General features: G+C 67.1%; 17 protein-coding genes, 1 tRNA gene and 2 pseudogenes. 13 read left to right on the plus strand and 7 right to left on the minus strand.

The window, feature by feature from the left end:
- The 6 genes and pseudogenes from VQ02_RS14855 to VQ02_RS14880 form a co-directional block, all read left to right on the plus strand.
- Positions 1-298 (plus strand): annotated as a pseudogene (locus VQ02_RS14855) (hypothetical protein); the annotation flags it as partial.
- Positions 299-679: 381 nt separating this feature from the next.
- Complete coding sequence (locus VQ02_RS37110; RefSeq protein ID WP_157080632.1) at positions 680-1,252, plus strand: hypothetical protein; 573 nt, start codon at positions 680-682, stop codon at positions 1,250-1,252.
- 296 nt (positions 1,253-1,548) lie between these two features.
- Positions 1,549-2,127: a hypothetical protein gene (locus VQ02_RS14865; protein WP_048444982.1), complete on the plus strand. Its 579-nt coding sequence runs from the start codon at positions 1,549-1,551 to the stop codon at positions 2,125-2,127.
- 230 nt (positions 2,128-2,357) lie between these two features.
- Positions 2,358-2,936 carry a hypothetical protein gene (locus VQ02_RS14870; protein ID WP_157080633.1) on the plus strand — a complete coding sequence of 193 codons (579 nt, stop codon included), beginning with the start codon at positions 2,358-2,360 and terminating at the stop codon, positions 2,934-2,936.
- A gap of 164 nt (positions 2,937-3,100) precedes the next feature.
- Positions 3,101-4,351, plus strand: coding sequence for a hypothetical protein (locus VQ02_RS14875; protein ID WP_048444983.1), 1,251 nt, complete (start codon positions 3,101-3,103; stop codon positions 4,349-4,351).
- A 727-nt stretch (positions 4,352-5,078) separates the two neighbouring features.
- Entirely contained in the window at positions 5,079-8,774 is a 3,696-nt protein-coding gene (locus VQ02_RS14880; RefSeq protein ID WP_157080634.1) for a hypothetical protein, read from the plus strand.
- Positions 8,775-8,861: 87 nt separating this feature from the next.
- On the opposite strand, the gene VQ02_RS35660 is transcribed toward VQ02_RS14880, so the two are convergent.
- Positions 8,862-9,998 carry a RelA/SpoT domain-containing protein gene (locus VQ02_RS35660; protein ID WP_167350744.1) on the minus strand — a complete coding sequence of 379 codons (1,137 nt, stop codon included), beginning with the start codon at positions 9,996-9,998 and terminating at the stop codon, positions 8,862-8,864.
- 301 nt (positions 9,999-10,299) lie between these two features.
- On the opposite strand from VQ02_RS35660, the gene VQ02_RS39160 reads away from it, so the two are divergent.
- Both VQ02_RS39160 and VQ02_RS14890 read left to right on the plus strand, forming a co-directional pair.
- On the plus strand, positions 10,300-10,554 hold the full coding sequence (locus tag VQ02_RS39160; protein WP_048444985.1) for a hypothetical protein: 255 nt from the start codon (positions 10,300-10,302) through the stop codon (positions 10,552-10,554).
- Between the two features lie 65 nt (positions 10,555-10,619).
- Positions 10,620-11,024, plus strand: coding sequence for a response regulator (locus VQ02_RS14890; RefSeq protein ID WP_048444986.1), 405 nt, complete (start codon positions 10,620-10,622; stop codon positions 11,022-11,024).
- 81 nt (positions 11,025-11,105) lie between these two features.
- On the opposite strand, the gene VQ02_RS39165 is transcribed toward VQ02_RS14890, so the two are convergent.
- The gene (locus VQ02_RS39165; RefSeq protein WP_209437020.1) at positions 11,106-11,393 is read right to left on the minus strand and encodes a DUF3761 domain-containing protein; all 288 of its coding nucleotides are present in this window, start codon (positions 11,391-11,393) and stop codon (positions 11,106-11,108) included.
- Positions 11,394-11,820: 427 nt separating this feature from the next.
- Here VQ02_RS39165 and VQ02_RS37115 point away from each other — a divergent pair, with 427 nt between their 5' ends.
- Positions 11,821-12,009 carry a hypothetical protein gene (locus VQ02_RS37115; RefSeq protein WP_157080635.1) on the plus strand — a complete coding sequence of 63 codons (189 nt, stop codon included), beginning with the start codon at positions 11,821-11,823 and terminating at the stop codon, positions 12,007-12,009.
- Between the two features lie 671 nt (positions 12,010-12,680).
- Here VQ02_RS37115 and VQ02_RS14895 read toward each other — a convergent pair.
- From VQ02_RS14895 to VQ02_RS14905, 3 genes and pseudogenes are all read right to left on the minus strand, one after another.
- Positions 12,681-13,157: pseudogene (locus VQ02_RS14895) on the minus strand (JAB domain-containing protein); the annotation flags it as partial.
- A gap of 16 nt (positions 13,158-13,173) precedes the next feature.
- Positions 13,174-14,001 (minus strand): type I methionyl aminopeptidase, encoded by an 828-nt coding sequence (gene map / locus VQ02_RS14900; RefSeq protein WP_048444987.1) that lies wholly within the window; start codon positions 13,999-14,001, stop codon positions 13,174-13,176.
- A 127-nt stretch (positions 14,002-14,128) separates the two neighbouring features.
- Positions 14,129-14,470, minus strand: coding sequence for a DUF456 family protein (locus tag VQ02_RS14905; protein ID WP_209437021.1), 342 nt, complete (start codon positions 14,468-14,470; stop codon positions 14,129-14,131).
- Positions 14,471-14,672: 202 nt separating this feature from the next.
- Here VQ02_RS14905 and VQ02_RS14910 point away from each other — a divergent pair, with 202 nt between their 5' ends.
- From VQ02_RS14910 to VQ02_RS14925, 4 genes are all read left to right on the plus strand, one after another.
- Positions 14,673-14,930, plus strand: a complete 258-nt coding sequence (locus VQ02_RS14910) for a zinc-finger domain-containing protein (RefSeq protein WP_048444988.1) — start codon at positions 14,673-14,675, stop codon at positions 14,928-14,930.
- A 10-nt stretch (positions 14,931-14,940) separates the two neighbouring features.
- Complete coding sequence (locus tag VQ02_RS14915; protein WP_048444989.1) at positions 14,941-16,152, plus strand: FAD-dependent oxidoreductase; 1,212 nt, start codon at positions 14,941-14,943, stop codon at positions 16,150-16,152.
- Positions 16,153-16,209: 57 nt separating this feature from the next.
- Positions 16,210-16,295, plus strand: a tRNA-Leu gene (locus VQ02_RS14920).
- A gap of 671 nt (positions 16,296-16,966) precedes the next feature.
- On the plus strand, positions 16,967-17,872 hold the full coding sequence (locus tag VQ02_RS14925) for a TIGR01459 family HAD-type hydrolase (protein WP_048444990.1): 906 nt from the start codon (positions 16,967-16,969) through the stop codon (positions 17,870-17,872).
- Between the two features lie 63 nt (positions 17,873-17,935).
- Here VQ02_RS14925 and VQ02_RS14930 read toward each other — a convergent pair whose 3' ends face one another.
- Positions 17,936-18,466 carry a protein phosphatase CheZ gene (locus tag VQ02_RS14930; protein ID WP_048444991.1) on the minus strand — a complete coding sequence of 177 codons (531 nt, stop codon included), beginning with the start codon at positions 18,464-18,466 and terminating at the stop codon, positions 17,936-17,938.
- Positions 18,467-18,675: 209 nt separating this feature from the next.
- Positions 18,676-19,059, minus strand: coding sequence for a response regulator (locus VQ02_RS14935; RefSeq protein ID WP_048427618.1), 384 nt, complete (start codon positions 19,057-19,059; stop codon positions 18,676-18,678).
- Positions 19,060-19,350: the final 291 nt, after the last annotated feature.

Here is a 19,350-nt window from a genome sequence, read left to right on the forward strand (position 1 = left end):
GGAGGCGTGGGGCCGGCTTCAGGCCACCACGGCGGAGACCGGGGACGTGCGGTGGGATGCCGAGGGGGAGGCCCGAGAGGCCGCCTACGCCGTCCAGGAGGCCCCTTGCGGCTCCAGGGCGGACGCTGAAGCCCTTCGCGCTCACCTCCGCTGGTTCGTGCCGGAGCTGGAGCGGGCCGACCTCGACGGGGCGCAGGGGTTCCTGGAGGGGCTGCGGGCTCGGCTGGCGGACCTGGAGATGCTGCTGGCCTCTGATGGGGGTGGGGGTGCGGGGCTGGTGCCTGCGTTGGTAAGCTGAGGGCTCTCTTGAGCAGTGCGCAAAGCGGGAGGAGCAGACCTTGTCGAGTTACGGGCACACCCCTCCCGCCCTCGCGAAGGCCTTCAAGCGCAAGGCCACCATCTCCGGCCCCGAGCTGTGCCGACTCCTCCCGATCGATGCACGATTGCTGAGGAAGCACATCAAGCACAGCAATATCGAGTACCTCGCGGTGCAGTCCGAGGGCAAGGCCTCTCAAAAGGCCTTCACATTAGCGCAGGTGATGGACTTCGTGAGGCTATGCACTCCAAGGCGCTAGGCCGCTGGGTCTGCGGCTCGCGACCGCCTGCGTAGAGGATATGGGTATCAAGCAGAAGCAGGGGTAACCTCGGCGGTCTCGAATCAGCCGCGGAGGGACCCCGTATGCTGTCCGATGTGCCTCCCCCGCTTGCGGCGATCTTTGAAAAGCAGGTGACAGTTACCGCGGCTCAGCTGTGCGAGCTGTTGCCGATGAGCGCTAAGACGTTTCAGGCTCACGTCAGGCTCGGCCATATCGAATATGTGGACTTTGGGACGCGTGACGGGCCATCGCGACGTGCGTTCACACTTGAGCACGTCCTGCGCTTCATCAACAGCCGTAGCTTCCGTGAGGTGCCGTATCCGCTGAAACCGAACCGACAAGGCATTGTGCCGGCCGAACCTATCAACGAGAAATCATATACGTTCCGCCTGGCAATGCAGCGCGAGACTGAGCAAGCCAAGCGGCGTCGGGAGTATCGCGAGGCGGTCGCCGAGTTCGGGCCTTTCAGTAAGCGTCTGCCGCCCTCAGTCGGATTGGCCATGAGCCCTTTGGCGATTGCAGCACGGAAACGGCTCCGGGAAGAAGCCAAAGAGCGGAGAGAGGCGGAGAAGGCAGCCGCAGCCGTGGCGAGGCTGGCCAAGAAGGAGAAGCGTCAGAAGCTGGGCCGCGTACCCGCAGCCAGGATGAAGCCTTGAGCTGCGAGAAGACGACGGACCAGCGTTGAGACCACACAGCGGCCTGACATGACATTCTGACGCACTTTGTGGAGGTCAGAGTCACCCCTGCGGTCCAATTGTGTCTCATTCCGGTATGCCGCCCCACGCAAATCATTGCAGCGCAAGGGTTCCAATGTCCTCAGTAAAGGACATTGTATCGGCCGCCCAACGCAGCGCTGATGCGGTCTACCCATCTAGATGCCTTGAAGGTCGTCTGCACACTCTTACGTTCAAACACGTGGCTACGACGCCGCAAACTAAAGGACCGCCCAAGCATGAACGACACTCGCGCGGACGAGCGCAAGCCCGCTGTGGCCTGGGCCGTCGCGTCCACCTCCAACCCCCGACAAGCCTTTCTTGGCATCTCAGCCTCGGCCTGGATTATTTCCTATGACGGGTGGCAGACGGTCGCTGTAAATAACTGCCTTACAAGCAAGGAGCCCAACCGCCACCAGTGGTACGCCAATGTCAAGTCGATACTCGGCGTGATAGAGACTGTGGAGGACGGTGCTGATGTCACAATCTATACGCCAGAGAAGACCATCGCAGACCTCTACCCGACCGGCTGGCGCCGCTCTAACGGCACGGAGGCTGTGGCATTCGATGCCGCTCAAGACCTCTATCGTGTCGCGGCGGAGAAGCGCCTAACGGTACGCCTGGTGTTCCAGAGCCCGGATGATCGAGCCAAGAACTTGACGAAGTCCGCCAAAGCTCAAGCGGATGCCCGTTACAACGAGCTGTCAGACGCCGAGCTTTGGGCCGCGCCGATTGCGCCGAACGCAAAGAACAAACGCGGCAAGCGTCTCGCATTTCCGGCGCTGACTAAGGGCTCTTCCGAGGTGGACGACTACTGATGCCTGCCCCGTCCGACCTCCGCAAAGAACGGGCACGACTCAAGACCCGCATCTCATCCCCGGCACAGGACCACCATCAACGCTGTACCGTCATGGGATGCGGCCGGCCGACGATGCGGGCCGTAGGGGTCGGGCTCGGGACCGCCTTGTGCAAGTATCACGTAGAGCGGAGGGCCCGGCACGGGTCCCCGTTCGCCCCGCCGATCAAGGCCACCGACCTCCGCCCCTACGTGAAGACCGCTCTGGCGTGGATACAGGAGAGGCAGAAGACTGACCCAACCATCGGCCACGTCCTCCAGTGCCTCGACGGGCTCCTCTGGGGCTCGGGCGGTGGCGGGCCGGCTCCCCGGGCGAGCGACATCAAGGGCCGGTCCCCGAAGTACCGGGCGAAGGTAGCCTTCATGCGGCTTCACGCTGCCGAGGTGCCGCCTGCCCGGTTGCTCGCGGTCCACCTTGGGATGGCCGCGTGCATCGAGGATGACCGGGAGGCTCACCGTATTCCGGAGTTCCGCATCGTCCAGACCGCCAAAGCCCTGCACCGGCTGGCGTCTGGCACACATTGGCGGTGGGAGATGCCGCTTCCGAACGGCAACACGGCACCTGCCGAGCTGCACGTCTACCCGCGATCCAGCGGCCAAGTGCTTCGGTTCATGGGGGAGGAGGTGGAAGAGATTTGCCGGGCGGTGACCGAGCGTGACCGGGACGCCATCCGGCAGCGCAAGCAGGAGAAGTACGGCCCGCATCCGTCGCACATGCCGGGCTGGAGGCCGACCTGGCAACGCAAGCTGCTCGCAACTCGGGGATACTGAAGGGTCACGCTCACGTGTGTGATATTATTACAGTCTCTGGGTCTGCACAGCTTGAGCCCGCCTCGGCTCCCGAACCCGATCAGCCTGTCTACCGTGGCGTTGAAGCGGGCTGGCTCCGCTTCGACCCGCAGAAGCGGGCCGGCTCTCCTCGACTGAAGGCAGCCGTGAAGGCTCTGATAGCCGACCTTGAGGCCCACGAAGCCAAGCTCGGACTTCGCCAGCGGCGGCGGGACCGGGCCGCCCTCACCAGCTTCCACCTCGCCGCGGAGGCCATCGGCGTGAACCTGCTATGGAGCACGATGGACCCGCTCAGCCGCCCTTTGGCCGTGCTCCGGGACACGTCAGCGCTGCGCGGGAAGAGCCGCTACAAACCGGCCTGCTACGGCCTGGCGTTCACGGGCGTGCTCGACCTCATGGCCCGGCCTGAAGTGGCGCTCATCGAGAACCTGACCCGCGGCTACAGCTACAGGGGAGGCGGCGCTGCGCCGTCCACCGTGCGGCCGACCGCTGATTTCCTCGACCGCTACGCCCCTCCGGGCCTCACCTGGCGGGACTTCCAGCGCGAGCCCGAGGCCGAGGTGCTCGTGCTCAAGGCCCGTAAGGAGGCGGGGGCGACCACCAGCGAGCGAGCCGAGTACGCAGACACCGGGCACACGCGGAAGCTCCGGCGCGAGGTCCAGCGGATCAACCGCATTCTCCAGGACGCGCCATTCTGGTTCGAGGACGACGCAGGGTCGCTTGGTCTCACGAAGGGCGGCCAGATGGTAGACCCGCTCCGGCGGACGGTCTGGCGCGGCTTCAACAACTCTTCTTGGAAGGAAGGCGGCCGGCTTTGGGGCGGCGCGTGGGAGAACATGCGTCGGGCTGACCGCTTCCGCCTGCTCCGTATCGGGTCGGCGCGGCACCCCGAGGGCGAGCCCGTCTGCAACGTCGATCTACGGTCGCTCAATCCCGTCCTCTGCTACGTGCTGGCGGGCCTGCCGGTGCCGGACCGGGACCTTTACGACATCCGCGGGGACGGAACCTGTCGGGCGGCCTTCAAGGTCTTGTTGAGCGCGATGCTGTTCGCCTCCGGGCGGTTCACGCACATGCCGCGGGAGGCACAGGAGGAGTTCCCCCCGGGCACCAAGACGCGGGACGTGGTTGCTGCCGTCGAGCGGTACCACGCGCCGATCGCGCATCACTTCTGGTGCGGCTACGGCTACCGCCTGACGTTCGTAGAGAGCAGCATTCTCCTGGCCGCCCTGGACGATTTGAACCGCCAGGGTGTGACCGCGCTGCCCCTGCACGACTCCGTCTTGGTGGCCCGATCCGAGGCACAGAGGGCTAAGCTAGCGCTGGAGACCGCCTTTGCTTCCTGCACCAACCACTTCGGTGTGTCCATAAATATCGATTACGGCGAGCAATATCAGTGACTTAGCGAGTTGGCTGCTTGCTGGAGCCTTTATGTCTCCTCTAGGCCTTGCAAGCAGCCCCGGCCACCACCAAGACCAAGTCCGATGAGTGACAATTCCTTCATCCCATCCACTTGACGCCATCTCGAAGCCTACTATCATTTCATCTAGCTTCGCACTGAAGCAACCCGACGCGGACGTAATCCTCACGAGCGTGAGGCTGCTTTGCAGGTCCGCCCCATGGTCCCGGGTAGGTTACCGACAAGGCCGACCTACTGGTCAGGGACGGGGAGCAGAGGGGGGTGTTGCCCCTCGTCAGACTCTCCCGCGAGAGGCACCCCGGAGCCGAAGGCCGGGGAGTACGGCCTAAGTCCTCGCATACCCCCCATCGCTGTCTACGTCACCGGGCCATCTCGCAATGGTGGTCTCGATGCCCGAACAGCCTGTCCCCTTAACTGGAACAGACGGCGAGCGACGTGGAGCCGGGCCTTGAGCCGCCCATGCGATCGTCCGATGAGGATCAACTAACCGCATGACACCGGAAGAACTACGCCAACTCATGGCCGAGCCCGAGGCCCCTAAGGCCCAGCCTCAGGCCACCCCTACCGCTGCCCCGGCACCGCGAGACGACATCGACGCCTTCCTAGACAGCCTGCCCCCGGTGCAGGGGTCTACAGCCGCTCAGGCGAAGCCCGAGGCCCTAGCAGCCCGCCCGACAGGGGTAACCCTGGAGGAGTTCGACGCCCTGATGGCGCCGCCGGCCCCGCAGGCCCAGCCCCCCGCTACCCCGGCATCTACCGGCCGCCTCATCGAGCGCCTCTCCCCGGCCGGTCAGGTCGGCGGGGCCATCGTCACGGGTGCCGCCAAGTCCATCTATGAGACGAAGGACTTCATCTTCGGCAAGACCGCCGAGGAGGACAAGTCCGGGATGCGGCGCGACCTGGAGCAGCTCGACGAGGACCTGGGCAACGCCAGCATCGGCAATTCCTTCGTGTCGGGCCTCTCCCAGTTCGCCACCGGGATGCTCGGCGCCGGTAAGCTGGTGGGCATCGCCAAGGCGGTCCCGGCGGCCGGCGCGGCGATCGGCGGCTTGGAAGCCTCCCGCAAGGGCGCCGCTGTGCTCTCCTCCGCCAAGGCGGCGGCGGTGGGTGCGGTGGCCTTCGACCCCTCCGGGCCCCGCCTCTCGGACCTGGTCCAGCAGTTCCCCGCCCTCCAGAACCCCGTCTCCGAGTTCCTCGCCAGCAAGCCCGGGGACTCCGCGGCGCTCGGCCGGGCGAAGAACGCCCTGGAGTCCATCGGCGTGGATGCCGCCCTGGCGGGGGTCTTCGCGGCGAGCGTGGCGGGCTTCAAGGCCCTGCGCTCGGGTGAGCAGGCGGTCACCGCTGCCGCCCTGAAGGACCTCTCCGCCGCCGTGGCGCACAAGGATGCCAAGCTGGCCGCCAGCAAGGGGGACCTGGAAACCGTCGAGGCGATCCGCCAGGAGCACCCTGAGGAAGTGGCCCAGGCGGAGGCAGCCCTCCCGCCGCCCCCGGCGCCTGCCCCCGTGGCGGATGCCCTCGCGTCCGACGCCATGTCGGCCCGGAGCCCCCGAAGGTCCCTGGCGGAGCGGGAGGCGGCTGGCGAGACTGTGGACTATGGGCCGGAGGCTGCCCCGGCGGGTTCCGCGATGCCGGCTCAAGGCCCCCGCAACGCCACCGTGTCGGCGCTGCCCGAAGAGGTGCCGCCCGGTGTCAGGACGGAGGAAGGGGGTCTACCCGGCACTCTGCCGGCTCAGGCCGAGACCACCGCCCCCCGGCTCCTCGACATCACCGATGACCAGGTGCAACGTCTCATCGCCCACAGCCGGGCCGACACCGAACAGCTCCTCCAGCCCGGCGGGTGGGAAGGCGCCATTGATCGGGGGTACCGCTTCGGCGACGGGGGCCGCATCCCGTGGCAGAAGTTCGCCTTGGAGCCCGGCACGGCCCCGGGGACCTCATCGCTGGACCAGGTCATCCGCCGTGTCGCCGATGAGTTCGCCGGGGAGATTGCCGCGGCGAAGGGCGGTGACGGGCCTACGGGCGTGCGCTCGGACGCCATGCAGGACCGCCTCATCCAGCAGCGGGTGGCCATCTACGGCGATGACCCCGAGATGCTGATGGGCGCCCTCCAGCTCGCCGGCCGGAACGCCGACAGGCTGGTGGCAGACGTAGCAGCGGCCGACCTCATCACCCTGCGGGCTGCCCAGGACGCCCAGAACCTCGCGGACCGCATCAAGCTCGGAATGCTGGAGGAGTTCGGCGGGGACCTCTCGGAGGCCATGAAGGCGCTTCGGGGCCACTACCAGGTGGCGGCCACCGCGCGGGCCGAGAGCGCGGCCATGGTGGCCAACGCCGCGAGGACCCTCCGGCGGCAGCGGGCCGAGTTCGGGTATACCCCGGAGGACGTGGCGGCGATGGCGAAGCTGTCCGATGCCCAGATGCTCAATCTCATCGAGTCGGCGGGGCGGGACCCTCGGGTTGCCGACAGGCTCCTCAGGCAGGGCTTCTGGTCCAAGGTGGTGGACGACGCCTCGTACCTGTACGTCAACAATCTCCTCTGGGGGTTGCGGACCCACTTCGTGAACCTCTCGACCAACAGCTACATGCTGTTCGGGAGACCCCTGGAGCGGATGCTTGGCGGAGCAGTCCAGGGCGACATGGCCCGGGTTGCTGAGAACGCCCGGCAGTACGCCTATATGGCCGGCTCGCTGCACGAAGCCTGGCGCGATGCCGTCCGTACCTGGCAGATCGGAGACAGCATCCTCGCCCCGCACTCGGCCGAGCTAAGCGCCAGCTCGGCGGGCCGTTCCGTCAACTGGGTGGCGGAGGGCTTCAAGCAGTGGGACTCGATCCCGAACATCCTCTCCAACGCCTATACGGGGTTCATGAAGGCGGCCGGCCTGCCGACCCGCGCCCTTGGCTCCGTGGATGAGCTGGTCAAGCAGGTGGTCTACCGCTCGAAGGTCATGGCGGCGGCTCACGGTCAGGGCATCGAGGCCGGCTTGGAGGGTCCGGCTCTCACCGAGCACGTTCGCCAGACCCTCAACGCGGCCTTCGATGATGCCGGCCGGGCGGTGGACCTGAAGGCCCTCGAAGAGGCCCAGATTGCCACCTTCCAGCAAGACCTCCTGCCCAACACGCTGGGCAAGTGGGTGCAGTCCGGGACCAGCTCCGTGCCGGCCCTGCGGTTCATCGTGCCTTTCGTGAGGACGCCCACCAACGTGCTGCGGACGGGCTGGAAGATGACGCCTATCCTCAACTACGCCCAGAAGGAGTTCCAACAGATGATCCGGGGCGAGATGGGTGCGGAGAAACAGGCCCAGGCCATCGGGCAGGCGGCGATGGGCTCCCTGTTCATGGGCACCGCCGCCATGCTCACCCATGCGGGCTACGTGACCGGAGGCGGCCCGAGCGACCCCGAGCTGAAGAAGACGCTGATGGCCGCCGGCTGGCAGCCCTACAGCTTCGTAATCCCTGGCGAGGACGGGAAGCCCACCTACGTGAACTTCGGCCGGTACGATCCCATCGCCATGCCCTTTGGCATCATGGCGGACGTGGTCGATATCTGGGAGCGGGACCATGATGGCGATGGCCCGGGGGAGCAGGCGGTGGCGGCCCTCGGCGGGGTCTTCCTCTCCCTGGTCAAGCAGCTCGGCCAGAAGACCTACCTGACCTCGCTCAATGACGCGCTCGATGTGTTGCGGACCCCGGACCGGAGCCTCGGGAAGGTGGCGGGTGGCATGGCGGCCAACTTCGTGCCGTTCGCCTCGGGGCTGCGGTTCATCAACCCGGACCCACTGATGAGGGAGACCCGGAGCGTGGTGGACAAGATCAAGGCTACCGTGCCTGGGCTATCCGACCGCCTCCCGCCGCAGCGTGACATCTTCGGCGATCCCCTGACGGTCCATAAAGGCCTCTGGGTGCACGGGGCCGGGGGTCTGGTGGACGCCGAGGTCCGCCGCATGGTGGACGAAGCGGGCGTGTTGCCGTTCGGTCCACCGGACTCCGCATTCCGAGGCGTGGACCTCCGGGACGTGCGCACGGCGGACGGGCGGAACGCCTATGACCGCTACCAGGAGCTTGCCGGGCATCTGCCGCGGGGGCCGAGCATGAAGGCGACGGTAGAGCGCATCATGCGGACTGCGGCCTACCAGAAGGCACCGGACGGCAAGGCGGAGACCAAGGGCACCAAGCAGGCGATGTTCACCGGCACGGTCGCGAAGTACCGCGAAGCGGCCGGGAAGCTGCTGATGGCTGACCCGAACGTCCGGCAGGCGGTCTATCAGCAGAACCTCAAGGCTCGTGCCGAAGTGGCCGCGAGGGATGGCGCGAAGTCGGACCGGGCGACCGGCGCCGAGGCTCTGGAGAAGTTGGGCAGGGCGACAGGGGTGGACCTGAGCGGGGTCATACCGACGCAGCAGTAGGCCAGCCGCCGCAGGTGTGATGGTGGCGGGGAGTTGGGTTTTGTGCCGACTCCCCGTTAGCGCCTCACTAAGCCAGATACGATCACATTACGTCCACCGACCGCGACTTCGCAGCCAGGATGGGTCGATCCGCTCAACAGGCCTCGGAGTTGCTACCGCCTGCGGCGTAATCGCATATTCCTCAATGCTTTTGCCTGTGACCGCCAAACTAAGATTCTTTCTGAAAGTTTGCACATCTCCAAAATAGTTAGGATAAGACATTTTAAGATTATCGATCTTATCAACTTCCACCAGTACTATATTTGAAGCTTGAGAGTCAAAGGTGCGAGCACTATTTTCAGCATCATCGTACGCGGCCACAGCGAATACGGGCCTATAATACGGCAAAACTTCAACTCTTCGCGAATCTCTGTTGTATTTTATGAGATAGTGCGTAGGCTTGTCGCGTGGTCTGATCGCCTCAAGGTCCCATTGTGTTGCGTGGCTAAGGCTCTCAAGTGCATTCAGTGCGTCAAGATGATCAGATAGACCTTTTAGCTCTTGCACCCGCGCTTCGCGGCTAGGCATCCCCGGCGGCGGCAAGCAGCCTTCTGCTTCGGCAAACTCGGCCGACATAAGTTGGAAGAGGCGCAGCCACTCTGTGCTTCCGTCGCTCCCCTTTAAGTCCTCTCCTCTAAAAAGTCCTACCGCCTCGATTGCTGTAGCCCATGAATGCTGAAGCATCGTGCGGACCTGAATCTCGATGCGTCTCCCATTGTGGCGCTCTAGCTCCCCAGTGCCACGAAATGCATATTTCAAGTGGTGGCTTCTGTATCCGTCATCTTTTGGAGAGATTATATAATTGTTCTCCCCTCGAAACTCATGCTTCGACTTTTCCTTAAATCCTTCCACCAGCCTATTGACGTCGTCCATCGTCCTCATTATGGCGCGGCATCCTCCAAGGTCTTGTAGCTGGTTCAAGTTCAGCGGCTTGCCCCTTGCCTGCATCTTACGGAGCTTGCGCCTTATGGCTTGCATACGTTTGAGCCTTGCGGCGCTAAAGCCTGCCAACTTCTGATTGCGAATATGAATCAGGAGTGAAAATCGAATGCTACGCATCGGATAGGCGTGCGAGTCGCGCCAGTTGTTGGCTATCGAAAAAGCTGACCGAATTTCATTTTCTGTCTCCGGCTTCCATATCAAATCGCCTGTTATTATCTCGCCGGCCCGCCTCACGTCCCTCATGCTGTAGCTTAGGTGCGGATACCTTGACATTGCCCTGGCTCGCCCAACGGATAATGGTGCTGCAAGATTGTGGACCGCGGCAGATGCGGCGTAGCCCTACGGCAGCATTGGCGATGCTGACACTAAGCCCTATCGCCGAGTCGGGCGAGTCCCTGCACCTCGCTACGAAAAAAGAATTTGTGCAGTCCGTATCAATGCAACTCCAACTCGCCTCACAGCCTCGAACCTGCCTTGACCGAACCAACCGCCCCGTGGCGTGTTCCCTGTTCGTTCTAGGTCGATTCGGACGGAGGGCACCACGATGCAGGCGAGACACACCGGCCCCGCTCACAGCCCTACGTCCTCTGCTCCCTCCGGCACCTCATGCCCCGTCGAGGCAATCGCCGCGGCCTACCTCTCGCAGACCTCAGGCGACCTCGCGCTGGCCCTGCGGTGCGCCATCACGGATGCCTTGGTGGACCTTCTGGAAGCCGAGCGCCGGACCCGCGAGCGCAGCCGGCTCATCTCCCGAGGCTTCGTCCGTGGGCGCCTGGACGACACCGGCGATGCGCTTTGACGATCCACTAAACTAATAAGTCTATCGCGTCAGAAACTATCGGGCACGGCCGGCATTGTGAGCGGATGAGTGATCCTTCTCGCCAGCCCTTCGCCCTCGTCACCGACGATGATGCGATGATCCGTATGGATGCCGCCGCGATCATTGAGGAGGCAGGGTTCCAAGCCCTGGAGGCTGGTAACGTTGCAGAGGCGATAGGCCTCCTTGAGGACCACGCTGACGAGGTGAACTTGCTCTTCACCGACGTGCAGATGCCTGGCGGCCGGGACGGCTTCGATCTAGCTCGCGAGACCGCACGGCGCTGGCCAGACATCAAGATCCTCGTCGCCTCGGGAGCGCGTTCACCGGGACCGGGCGAGCTGCCAGAGGGCGCGGTGTTTCTCAACAAGCCGTTCTCGGCCGAGGTGGTCCACACGCGCCTCAAGGAGCTGTTTCCGGACGGCGAGCGGCCGGAGCCGTTGTGCCGTTGACGCACTGCCTCCGGGGTTCATGAAGCTGCGGGCAGTGCGGGGTGGGAAGGGGTGAGGGGGCTATCACCTACCGCCTTCCTCTCACCGAAGCCAGGCGGCGACCCCGTGGTGCCCCGAGCACGTCCCGCGGTGATGCCTGCTGAAGCTCCAGCTACCATCACGACACTTCGCGGTTGCGCCGGCCGGGCGGCGCCCATCCCTTGTCTTGGCTGGTGAATGGATGGTCCGGCCGTCCACGTTCACATAGTGCCGATGGGTGGTCAGCTCCCGCTCCCGTGGCTCCTGGTACTCGCGGGCCTCTAGGCCGGTCACGAAGCCGGTCACCAAGGCACCGGCCGTTAAGAGTGCCCTCACCGATCGCCAGCGCACGCCTTACCTCCCCGTTGCGCATTGCCTGCGGCCGAGCTTAAGGTTGCATGGCAGACCGCATCAAGTCCATCAGCCTGCGGGGGAATGCTCAATGAAGACGTTTTGGATGGCTGCCGGCCTAGTGGCTGGGCTTATTGCAGTCTCGGGCGGCGCGGAGGCTCGTGGCGGTGGTGGTCATGGCGGCTATGGGTCTGGGTCCAGCTCACACAGCCACTCTGTCTCGGGCTATACGAACTCGCACGGGACTTACGTGGCGCCGCACCATGCGACCAACCCGAACAGCACGAAGCTGGATAACTACTCGACCCGCGGAAACGTGAACCCCTATACGGGCGCGGTTGGAACGAAGTCGCCATACTGAGGCGAAGGTAGCCCTGAGGACCGGAGAGTAGGTCGCTGGGTCTGTTCTCCGCCCCTAGCATACCGCATGAAGCTCCTCATGCGGGACCCGAACGTGCGCCAGGCGGTGGCCATGAGGGAGGCTCAGGGTCGGGCCGCTTCGATGGCGAAGGAGATCCCGAAGACGAACCGCCAGACCGGCGCTGAGGCGCTGGAGAGGCTGGGAAAGGCGACCGGGGTGACCTCGGAGGGGTCCTTCCGGCGAGGTAGTGGTTGAGGCGTGAGGGTAGCGGGGAGCTGGCTTGAGGGCAGGCTCCCCGCCGCATCTGTCTGGCTTACCCCTTAGTAAAATCAAATCCCCTTTAGCCGAGGATGCCTGCTTTCACGGCATTGTAGAAGGCGCTAGAGCCGCAATTAGAGCATTCCATTGTGAATACCGCTAGCCCAACGCCTGGATTTGTCACAACGTTAGGCGGCCGTCCTGTCACCTTTCCCATCAAATGAATCTGTGTGTCAAGCTTCCTAGCTGGTTGATTACAAGAGGTGCAAAATTGAGGGTTTACGACTTTTTGGTCCAACCATGCGGCTGCTATTTTTAGTTCGTCTGGCGTCATAATACCATTCGAGTCGGGCATGGCATCCTCATGGCGTAGCGCTGCAGAGTTTATAGAACAAAACAGAAACATCATGTAAGGTCAAGCGTGATTGCGCCTCAGACCACCTCAGAACCCGCACCGCCTCAGGGGCCTCAATCTTCGCAATCTCGGCCGCCATCGCCTTGAGCCCGAAGCCTCTCCCGTAGCCCCGCCCGACGCCGTCCCTCCCCTGCCGCCAGCGATCCGATCCAGGGCACCAGCAGGCCTGCGATACCGCGTCACATCACCGTGTAACAATCGTCGGCCGTGCGAAGCGAAAGACCAATAATGTCAGTTACTTAGTGTTGGCTATGCGCTTGTCGAGGAAGAGCAGCCGGAACTCCTCCCGCGGCGCGAACGCCATCGCGGCCCGGCAGTAGTCGATCACCGCGGCCCAGGACGAGAGCAGGGTGCGCTCGGCCACCGCCCCGCGGGCGAGGCGGCGCCCGGCCGCCTCCATGATCTTGAGGTCCGCGATGACCGAAGGCCCGATGCCGTCGACCTCGAGCAGCCGCTCGGCGGGTGCGCTGATGACCTCGGCGAAGCTGCCGAAGCGCGCGATCAGCGCCTTGGCGATCGGCTTGACGTCGCGCCGCGGGATCGAGCGGAAGAGCACCAGTTCGAGGAACTCGTAGTCCGGCAGCGTGTCGCCTTGCGCGAAGCGGGCGCGCAGGCGGTCGCGGTGGCCGTGGTAGTGCGGCTCCTCCGGCTTGATGCCGGCCCCCCTGGCGACGGGCTCGGGTCCGCCGGCCTCCGCGAAACCGGGGGTGCTGCGGGGCGGGCGGGCCATGGCGAGAGGCGCGGGCTCAGGCGGCGGTGTCGCGCGGCTTGTCCAGCCCCTTGGGCGAGAGCGTGAAGATCTCGACGCCGGTCTCGGTCACCGCCACGGTGTGCTCGAACTGGGCCGAGAGGGAGCGGTCGCGGGTCACGGCGGTCCAGCCGTCGGCCAGCACCTTCACGGCCGGGCGGCCGAGATTGATCATCGGCTCGACGGTGAAGAACTGGCCCGGGCGCAGCACGACGCTGTAGCTCGGCTCGACGTAGTGCAGCACGGTCGGCGCGTCGTGGTAGGTCCGGCCGAGGCCGTGTCCGCAGAAGTCGCGCACCACCGAGCAGCGCTCGCCCTCGGCGAAGGCCTGGATCGCCGCCCCGATGTCGTTGGTGGTGCCGCCGGGCTTGATCGCCGCGATCCCGCGCATCATCGCCTCGTGGGTGATGTCGCACAGGCGCGCCGCCTTGCGGGGCACCTCGCCCACATAGGCCATGCGGCTCGAATCGCCGTGCCAGCCGTCGACGATCAGGCAGATGTCGAGGTTGACGATGTCGCCCTCGCGCAGGGGCTTGTCGTTCGGGATGCCGTGGCAGACGACGTGGTTGATCGAGGTGCAGATCGATTTCGGGTAGCCGCGGTAGTGCAGCGAGGCCGGGTAGGCGCCGTGATCCATCGCGAAGGTGTAGGCGAGGCGATCGAGCGCCTCGGTGGTGACGCCGGGCGCCACCGCCTCCATCAGCAGGTCGAGGGCCTCGGCGGTCAGCCGGCCGGCCTTGCGCATCCCCTCGAAGGCTTCGGGGCCATGGATCGGCGGCTCCTGCCGGCGGCCTTCCTTGACCGCACTCTGCTCGTCACGACTCATCGGGGGCCCGGGAACTGCTGCTGGCGCTGGTCTGGATGCTTCACGATGTAGGCGCTTCCGGCCCCGAAGCCAAGGACTCCGATGCCCGAGGCCTCCGACGAAGGACGAGGGCGCTGAGCCGCGCAGCTCAGCGCGGGTTGACCCAGGCCCGCGCCCGCGCCGGCTCCGCAGCCGGGGCTCGCTGGGCGAGCCGGGCTGCGACGGGCCGGGGCGGAGCGGCACGCAGCGCGTGGTGGCGCCGCACCCGGCGGGCGGCCCGGCGCGGGCGCCTCGCCGATTCGCCCCAGGCGGCGCCGACGACGCCCCCCACCACCGCGCCGACCGGACCGGCCACCAGGGCGCCCGCCACCGCGCCGGCGCCGGCGCCGACCACCGTCCGGCTCTGGGCCTGGGCCGCGGGGGCGGCGCCGAGGAGGGAGGCGCCGCTGAGCGCGGCCATGAGGGCGAGCCTCGGCAGGAAACGGGTCACGGGCGATCCTCTCGCTGTCGCTGAGCCTCCGGATGAGGCCTTGGGACGAGGCGCCCCGATGTCGCAAGACCGTGACCAAACGGCGGCGGGGGCCTGCCGGGCCCCGCTGCCCCTAGGCGCGGCCGCCCCGAGGGGCTAGGAGAACTCCGGACAAGACCCAGGCATTGGGGGCCGCGCCCCCACAGGCAGGAACTCGGACGCGATGGCAGACAAGGCGGTCCCGCACTTCCACAACCAGGACGGCGTTCCGGTCATCCAGGTCGGCTCGAAGGAGTTCATGTGCATCGGCGCGCTGCCGCCCTTCGACCATCCCCACGTCTTCCTCGACATGGGCGCCGACGACGAGATCATCTGCCAGTACTGCTCGACCCTCTACCGCTACGGCCCGGGCCTGAAGGCCGGCACGGCGGAGCCGGCCTCGAGCGTCTGGGACGACCGCGCCCGCCTTGCTGCCGAGTAACGCTTCGTCGGTGAACCGCCCCGTCCCGGACCGTCCGGGCCTGCGCGTCGCGATCGTCGGCGCCGGCATCGGCGGCCTCACGGCGGCGCTGGCGCTCGGCGCCCGCGGGCACGACGTCACGCTCGTCGAGCGGCGCACCGCCTTCAGCGAGGTCGGCGCCGGGCTCCAGCTCTCGCCCAATGCCAGCCGGATCCTGAGCGATCTCGGCCTCGGGCTGCCCCTGCGCCGCGTCGCCGGCGAGCCGGCCCGGGTGCGGATCCGCGGCCTCGCCAGCGGGCGGGACATCGGCGAGATCGCGCTCGGCGAGGCGATGCGCGAGCGCTTCGGCGCGCCCTACTGGGTGGTCCACCGGGCCGACCTCCAGACCATCCTGCTCGACGCCGCCCGCGGCCGGCCGGGGATCCGCCTGCTCGTCGGGCGCGCCGTGACCGGCGTGCGGGAGGATGCCGCGGGCGCCACCCTGACGCTCGCCAGCGACGGGGGCCGCAGCGAGACCCTCGCCGCCGACCTCGTGGTGGCGGCCGACGGCGTGCGCTCCTCCTTACGGTCCGGCCTCGACCGGCGCCCCCTGCGCCCCCGCGGCGAGGCCGCCTGGCGCGCCACCCTGCCCCGCGAGGCCGTGCCGCCCGACTTCCTCGCCGACGAGACCGGCCTGTGGCTCGGCCCCGGCCGGCACGTGGTGCACTATCCCATCAACGGCGGGCGCCGCCTCAACCTCGTGGCCGTGGTGCCGGACGCGGGCGGCAACGAGGATTGGGGCGCCCGCGGCGAGCCCGCCCGCCTGCGCGCCGCCTTCGCCGACGCCGCCCCGCCGCTGGCGGGCCTGCTCGCCCGGCCCGAATCCTGGCTCGTCTGGTCCCTGGTCGACCGGCCGGCGGCGCGCCCGATGGCCCGCGGCCGGATCGCGCTCCTCGGCGACGCCGCCCACCCGGTGCTGCCGTTCCTGGCGCAGGGCGCCGCGCTCGCGATCGAGGACGCCGTGGTGCTCGCCGCCTGCCTCGTCCCCGGCCAGCCGGTACCGGCGGCGCTCGCCCGCTACGCCAAGGCCCGGGCCGAGCGGGTGCGGACCATCCAGGCCCATGCCCGCCGCAACGGCCGCATCTACCACGCCGGCACCCTGGTCTCCGCCGCCCGCGACGCGGTGATGGGCCGGCTGGGGCCGGTGCAGATGACCGAGCGCTACGCCTGGCTCTACGGCTGGCGGCCGCTCGGGCCGGCGTGACGCCCCTTGATCTGCGCTCCTGCCCCGGCTAACCCGGACCGGCAGGGCAGCGCCCGCGCGGACGTGGCGGAATCGGTAGACGCACGAGACTTAAAATCTTGCGACCTCTGGTCGTGCGGGTTCGAGTCCCGCCGTCCGCACCAGAAAATCTTTATTCTTTTGCAGAAGTAAATAATTTCACCATTCTATCATTTTTCAAATTCAATATATTTGGCATTTTCCATTTGCATCTTAATTCAGGGAAGAGCAGGTGGCCTGGTACCGACGCCAGGCCGTCGGGCAGGGCCGCCGGCGTCGAGTGTGGCAGCGGATCAAGGCCCGGTTGCGAGCGAGTGACGTGCCACCCCTTTCCGGGCCCGGAACGGGCCTGCACGACTGAAGCGTCAGCGGAAGGAGATCCGGGATCCAGCACGGAAAATCGCGGAGCGTCCGCCTGCCTGCAACGTTGCACAGGCAGAGCCACTTCGCGGCACGTCTCCCCTGGATCCCGGATCTCCTTCCGCTTCGCTCCAGTCGTCCGGGAAAGGGGAAGAGCCTGACGAGGAGCGTCTCGCCTTTCCAGCCCGGCTGCCGCCCAGTGTCGTGGACTGTGGTCAGGCCGACGCTTCATCCGCTTGGGTTTTGATGTGTCGCGGGTTTTGTCGCAAACCAGTGACCACTTTTGCGAAGCCTGCTGAGCCCCTCCCAGGGCCGAGCGGTCTCGCCGTGCGGAAGAGTCAATGTAAACGATTTCACAAGGTCATTGCCTTCGCGCTCCGCGGGCGATAAGTCCGGCGGGGCTTTGTGCTGCGATGCAGCAAGGGTGGGGGCGAGCATGGCCGAAACGTTCCGCGCGGCGCATCCGGGCGAGGTCGCGATCCTGGACGGGATCGCCGGCATCGCGCCCGGCTTCGACCTGATCCTGTGCGACGTGTGGGGCGTGCTGCACGACGGCGTCCACGCCCACCGGGCCGCCGGCGAGGCGCTGACGCGCTTCCGCGCCCTGCCGGGCGAGCGACCGCGCCGGGTGGTGCTGGTCTCGAACGCGCCCCGGCCCGGCAGCGCCGTGCAGGCGCAGCTCGACGGATTCGGTGTCCCGCGCAGCGCCTACGACGCCATCGTGACCTCGGGCGACCTGACCCGCCGGCTGCTGGCGGAGCGTGCGGGGGCGCCGATGCACCATCTCGGGCCGGACCGCGACCTGCCGGTCTTCGACGGCCTCGACCTTGAGCGTGGTGGGCCGGAGGACGCCGCCCACGTGGTCGTCACCGGGCTCCTCGACGACGAGGCCGAGACGGCGGAGGATTACCGGGCCCGGCTCGCGCCCTGGGCGGCCCGGGGCGTGACGCTGATCTGCGCCAATCCCGACCTCGTGGTGGAGCGCGGCGAGCGGCTGATCCCCTGCGCGGGCGCCGTGGCGGCGCTCTATGAGGAGCTCGGCGGGAGCGTGGTCTATGCCGGCAAGCCGCACATCCCGGTCTACGAGGCGGCGCTGGCGGCGGCGGAGGGGCTCGACGGCGCGGGCCCCCTCCCCCGCGACCGGGTGCTGGCGATCGGCGACGCCATCCGCACCGACGTCGCCGGGGCGCGGGCCTTCGGCATCGCCGCGCTCCTGGTGGCGCGGGGCATCCACGCCGAGGAACTCGGCGTCGCGGCGGGCGCGCCCCTCGGCGACATCGCCCACTGGCTCGAGGCGCAGGCGGTCCACCCCGACGGGGTGATCGACCTGCTGCGCTGGTAGCGCGCGCGCGAAGGCCGGGGCGCGGCGGTCGCACCCCGGTCCGATTCGTCGGTCGCGCGTCGCTCAGGAGAACAGGGCGTCGATCGCGTCCTGCGGCGTCTCCGGGCCCTTGAGCTGCGGGCCGTTGAGCATCAGCTTTTCCGCCCGGGCCTTGCGGCGGGCCTCCTCCGGGTCGTGCTCGGCCTCGCCGTCGCGGACGTTCACCACGGTGGAGAACTGCGACAGGCGCTTCTCGAGCTGGCCCAGGGCCTCCACGACCTTGGAGATGCGCTGGCCCGTGATGTCCTGGAAGGTGCAGGCCTCGAAGATGTCGCCGATATGGGCCTCGACCTTGGTGCGGTACTCGTCGAGGGTCTTGGCCTCGACGGCGAGCATCGCCTCGGCCGCCTCCATGATGCGGTTGGTGGCGCTCGCAGTGGCCGCGACGACGCTGCCGAGCTCGTCATGCGCCATCGGGATGCGGTCGCGGGTCAGCTCCTGTGCCCGCAGGCCGGCGATGCCCCGCTTCAGCTTGGTGATGTAATCGGCGATCTCGAGCAGCTCGTTCACCGGGATCGCTGGACTCGCCGGTTGGGCGTTGCTCGTGCGAGCCATGGGCGTATTGCCTCCGAGCAGCCGGGAGAGTGCGGACCGTGGTCCTGCCGCCATCTGCCTGAGCACCTGATTGCTCCCCACGGATTGATTGTCCCGGACCGGCGCGGGGGCATGATGATCCCGCGCGGGCGGTGCGGCCGGCCTCCGGCCACGCCGCACGGTCTCGCGCCCGGCGCGTCGGCCTGGATCAAGGCCGACGCTCGCCGGCATCAGGCGCCGCAGACCGCCTCGATCTTCGTCTTCAGCGTCTGGGCGTTGAAGGGCTTGACGATGTAGTTGTTCACGCCGGCCTTCTTGGCCGCGATGACGTTCTCGGTCTTCGACTCGGCGGTGACCATGATGAACGGCGTGGTGCGCAGGGCGTCGTCGGCCCGGACGTGGCGCAGAAGCTCGTAACCGGTCATCGGCTCCATGTTCCAGTCGGAGATCACGAGGCCGTACTTCTTCTGCTTCAGCTTCGCCAGGGCGCCGGTGCCGTCGGACGCGTCGTCGACATCCTCGAAGCCGAGCTGCTTCAGCAGGTTGCGGATGATGCGGACCATCGTCTGGTAGTCGTCTACCACGAGGATCGGCATGCCGAGGTCAAGGGCCATGGCTTACGGCTCCGTTCGCGGGTGCGGCGCATCCCCGTGCGCGACGTATCCCGCCTGGATCATCGGGGGAGGCGCCGGGTGGCGCCTCTGTCCTCAGCTTGTAGATCCGGCCCCCTTGAGAAGGGGTTAACCCGGCGGCCGGTCCTCCCTCCCCCTGGAGGCGCGGGGCCCGCCCGCGCCCCGTCCGTCTTGACCCACGGGGCGGATTTCGACAGGGTCCGGCCGCCTTCGCGACCTCCCCGTCCCTCTCCGAGCCAAGGACCCGCATGCCGCGCGACGAGACTGCCCCGC

The organism is Methylobacterium variabile, from assembly GCF_001043975.1.
Taxonomy (GTDB): domain Bacteria; phylum Pseudomonadota; class Alphaproteobacteria; order Rhizobiales; family Beijerinckiaceae; genus Methylobacterium; species Methylobacterium variabile.